The sequence below is a fragment of the Streptomyces sp. NPDC054841 genome (assembly GCF_053611045.1).
The window spans coordinates 1-4,162 of the sequence record NZ_JBSGZO010000620.1 but is presented as its reverse complement, the minus strand read 5'-3'; the positions used below and the strand labels follow the sequence as shown (position 1 = coordinate 4,162).

General features: G+C 68.1%; 6 protein-coding genes. 4 read left to right on the top strand and 2 right to left on the bottom strand.

The genetic code is table 11. The features are described 5' to 3' along the window. Positions 1-29: 29 nt before the first annotated feature. Positions 30-521, bottom strand: coding sequence for a helix-turn-helix domain containing protein (locus tag ACWGI8_RS40590; protein WP_453668468.1), 492 nt, complete (start codon positions 519-521; stop codon positions 30-32). 174 nt (positions 522-695) lie between these two features. Further along, the gene (locus ACWGI8_RS40585; RefSeq protein ID WP_453668467.1) at positions 696-971 is read right to left on the bottom strand and encodes a DUF5372 family protein; all 276 of its coding nucleotides are present in this window, start codon (positions 969-971) and stop codon (positions 696-698) included. Positions 972-1,039: 68 nt separating this feature from the next. On the opposite strand from ACWGI8_RS40585, the gene ACWGI8_RS40580 reads away from it, so the two are divergent. The 4 genes from ACWGI8_RS40580 to ACWGI8_RS40565 all read left to right on the top strand — a co-directional run bounded on the left by ACWGI8_RS40580 (position 1,040) and on the right by ACWGI8_RS40565 (position 3,421). After that, entirely contained in the window at positions 1,040-1,852 is an 813-nt protein-coding gene (locus ACWGI8_RS40580; RefSeq protein WP_453668466.1) for a Mu transposase domain-containing protein, read from the top strand. Then, positions 1,849-2,610, top strand: a complete 762-nt coding sequence (istB, locus tag ACWGI8_RS40575) for an IS21-like element helper ATPase IstB (protein WP_453668465.1) — start codon at positions 1,849-1,851, stop codon at positions 2,608-2,610. The genes ACWGI8_RS40580 and istB overlap by 4 nt, the downstream gene beginning before the upstream one ends. Positions 2,611-2,689: 79 nt before the next feature. After that, positions 2,690-3,121: a DUF4265 domain-containing protein gene (locus ACWGI8_RS40570; protein ID WP_453668464.1), complete on the top strand. Its 432-nt coding sequence runs from the start codon at positions 2,690-2,692 to the stop codon at positions 3,119-3,121. A 132-nt stretch (positions 3,122-3,253) separates the two neighbouring features. Continuing rightward, entirely contained in the window at positions 3,254-3,421 is a 168-nt protein-coding gene (locus ACWGI8_RS40565) for a hypothetical protein (protein WP_453668463.1), read from the top strand. The last annotated feature ends 741 nt before the right edge of the window (positions 3,422-4,162 follow it).

Sequence of the window (4,162 nt, the reverse complement as noted above, 5' to 3'; positions counted from 1 at the left end):
GGTCCACGGGTCCCGTAGTCGCAGGGCTGTCAGCTGCGGCTTTTGGGTGACTCCTGGGTGCGTGAGGCCGCTCGTCGGGCCAGGGCCCGCTCGATAGAGCGCGGGTGGACGCTCAGGCCGTACTCGCTGGCGACGGCGTCGGTCAGGTCCCCCGAGCGCAGGGACGGCTCGGCGGCCAGCCGTGTTTCGACGTACTCCATCACCTCGTCGGTGAGTTTGCGCGGCCCCTTCGGGCCCGGTTTGCCCGGGACCAGGGCGGCCGGACCGCCCGCGTCGAGTGCGGCCGCGGCGTCGTAGTAGACCTGCCGTGAGAATCCGAACTCCCGCACCGCCCTGGCGGCGGGCGCCTTGTCCACCCGGACCCGGCGCACCATCTCGTACTTCACCTGCACCAGGTCCCGTGGATCGCAGAACGGCGAGGCGGTGAACTCCGCGTCGACCACGGCCTCCGGATGCGGGTTCAGCGTCCGGGTCGCCCGCAGCGCGGCCTCTTTCGGATCGTCCGTCGCGTTGCCGGCCATACCGCCTCCCTCGCTCACGTGCTGCCTCAAGAATTGCGTCGCGGCCGATCACAACCAAGAGCGCGCAGAGGCACCGGATCACGTATCGGTGCAGGCCAGTCGGCATGGCGTGCGCTGTCTCGATCACCGTGCGCCGGACACGCCCCCGCCACCGCGGCGTGAATCCCAAGGTAGTCACGGCGTCATCTCCCATGCACTCGCACCGCGGCCGTCGAGGTGGCCGATCAAGTCGGCCAGGGCGAGCAGATCCTCGATGCGGAACGGGCTGCGGCCCGCCGCGAGAACCACGAACGGGTCCTCGCCACCCGCATCCGTCCACGCCGTCGGTGCGGACAGCACCTCTCCCGCCTCGTCGCGGAAGTACACGCTGTCCTCACCCCAGTTCTTGCGCCGTACGACGAACTCGTACGACCGGCCGTGCCACGGATGGAACGGGTGCGTGACCGTCACAAGTCGCTCCGCACCATGCGGATCAGGAGCATTTGACGGTTCAGTCCAAGCCCAGAGTTGAGCGGCCCATGCCTTATGTCCGCGACTCGTTCTGGAGCGGGCGGACGTTCACCTCGCTCGAGCACATGCAGGACGAGGCCCTGCTCTGGGCAACGAACGTCGCCGGTCAGCGGCAGTGCCGACCGCTGGACGGTGCGAAACCGCTGTCCGTGTTCGAGGCGGTGGAGGCCGAGGCCCTGCTTCCGCTGCCGGCCGAGCCGTTCGTGCTGGCCAGATGGTCAAAGGCGACGGTCGGCCCGGACATCCACGTCAAGGTCGGCCGCACCCTCTACTCGGTGCCCTGGAACCTGATCGGACGCCGCGTCGACGTCCGCTCCACCGCCGTCACGGTGCAGATCTTCCACGAGGGCGAGCTGGTCAAGACGCACGCGGCACTTGAGCAGGGCAAGCGCACCGACAGAGGCGACTACCCGCCCGAGAAGATCGCTTTCCAGATGCGCACCCCGATTTGGTGCCGCGGCCAGGCATCCCAGGTCGGGGACGCCTGCCGGGAGGTGATCGACCAGCTCTTGGAGGTCAACGCCCTCTACCGGCTCCGCGCCGCCCAGGGAGTGCTCGGGCTGCGGAAGAAGTACGGCGACACCCGCCTGGAGGCCGCCTGCCGCAAGGCCATCACGGTCGGCGACCCGTCCTACCGCACCGTCAAGGGCATCCTGGTCGCCGGCACCGAGACCGATCCAGAACCCGAGACCGGTGACGCCGGGGCCTCGGCCTTCCTGCATGGACCCGAGGGCCTGTTTCCCGCCGCCATCCCCACCCAGACCTCGACCTACGTCCACGACGACCAGGGTCGCGATGACGTTGAGGAGGCCGCCCGGTGAGCGTGATGACCACCGCCCTGCGCGACTCGCTCAAGACCCTGCGGCTGTCGGGGATGCTGGAGACCCTCGACGCCCGCCTCACCCAGGCCCAGAAAGGCGAACTGGGACACCTCGACTTCCTCCAGGTCCTCTGCCAGGACGAGATCACCCGACGTGAGAGCGTCGCGCTCGAACGCCGCCTGCGCAAGGCGAAGTTCGAGCAGCAGGCCACCCTGGAGGGCTTCGACTTCAACGCCTCCCCGAAGCTGCCCGCCGCTCAGATCCGCGACCTCGCGGCCCTGCGCTGGCTCCACTCCGGCGAGTCCGTCATTCTGTTCGGACCGGGCGTCGGGAAGACACACGTCGCCCAGGCCCTCGGCCACCAGGCCATCCGGCAGGGCGCCAACGTCCGGTTCGCCAAGACCAGCCGCATCCTCGCCGAGCTCGCAGGCGGTCACGCGGACCGCACCTGGGACAAGCGCGTGCGCGAGCTCGTCCGCCCCGACCTGCTCATCCTCGACGACTTCGCCATGCGCCAGCTGACCGCGTCCCAGGCCGACGACCTCTACGAACTCGTCTCCGAACGCCAGGGCCGGTCCCTGATCATCACCAGCAACAGGGCGCCCAGCGACTGGTATCCCCTCTTCCCCAACCCGGTCGTCGCCGAGTCGCTCCTGGACCGGCTGATCAACTCCAGTCACCAGGTCATCATGAACGGCCCCAGCTACCGGCCGAACAAGCGCCCCAGGAACCCCACCGAGAAGCCTCCGACCACCTGACCGCCGCCACGGGGTGCTGAAGTGATCGCTTCCGCAGCCCCGCGGTTCCGTCCCGCTGGTCCGCGTGGATGATGGCGCGGTGACGAACATCAGCGACGCCCACGTGAAGGTCCACTTCCGGATGGAGGTGGACGAGGACGGCTGGCCGCCGGCCAGCGTCGAGAGCCTGTGGGCACTGGACCTCGGCGACGGAACGGTGCGTCTCGACAACACTCCGTGGTTCGTGCGCGGGGTCGCGAGCGGCGATGTCGTCCGCGTGGACGTCGATGACGACGGCCTGCGCTGGGCCGGGGAGACCGTTCATGCTTCGGAGAACTGCACCATCCGGTTGATCGTGCTGAAGGACGGAGGCTCCGCTGCGGCCCGACAGACCGTGCTGGAGACCTTCCACCGGCTCGGCACCACCGGCGAGGGCATCGAGCAGTTCCGGATGGTCGCGCTGGACATCCCGCCGGAAGCAGACATCCAGCGGATCCGCAAGCTGTTGGAACATGGCGACGCGAAAGGTTGATGGCACTGGGAAGAGGGATGTGTCACTGCCGCCTGGAGAGCCAGTGCAGGCACTGAGGACGATTGAGCGCCGCCTGGACGGCTCGGGTGAGCAACCGGACAGGAGAGGGTGGGGAATTGTCTGGCGTTTGGCATGGGGAATTGGCTGACCGTCGACACTCAGGGCATTCGCGCTGGTGAAGCGGAGCACGGTGGGCTCGATACGGTGCCGGCGCGCGGTCAGCAGTTTGCCGGTCTCGGTGATCGCGGCCGCGATCGGGCCCGTGCTGACTTCCAGCATCTCGGACAGTACGAGCTGTGAGCAGATCTGCCGCAGGTAGACGACTGCGATCAGGACGTTGTCGGCGTTCGTGAGCAAGGAGCGGCCGTGCTTGCCCTTGGCCTTGCGTCGCGGTCCGCCACGCTGCTCGAAGAAGCGTTGTTCGGCCCTGGCCGCCTGTGCCGGGGCCAGATCAGCGGCCAGCACGGCCAGCTCCTCTCGGGTCATGCCGGTCAGCCGCGGGTCGGCCAGGGTGTGCAGGGCGCGGGTTCTGATGAGTTCCCGGTCCTCGGTCCGGGTGACGGCCGGCGTGTCCTGCTCGACGGGGTGGATCGTGTAGTTCCACGTCCCCCGCTCAGTGTGCGGCGTCAGGGGCAGGGCAACTCATTCGCTCGTTACTGACTGACACACCCAGCGGGTACTCTCAGGGAATCGAGCCTCCAACAGACCCGGAGCGGTTCAGATCGCACTGCGCTGCACGTCTCCGAATGTCCCCGACTTGGGTGAACCCCGAGGGTGGAGGCTCCGTAGTACCGGATGAGCTGTGCGGAAGAGAAGGACCCGTGCTGCTCCCCCGAGCCCCCCAGCGCCTCGGGGCAGTGGCCGCTTCGGCATAAACTCCCCCGTTGTCGGGGCGGCCACCGACAACTGCACAACCAGTCAGCCACGCGCAGAGCGACCTGTGCTGAGAAGCCGTATCTCAACCGATCATGGAACGTGTGGTTCGAACAGGCTTCCCACCTGGGTGATCTTCCCGTTGTACGCGCATGAAGACAGGGCCTC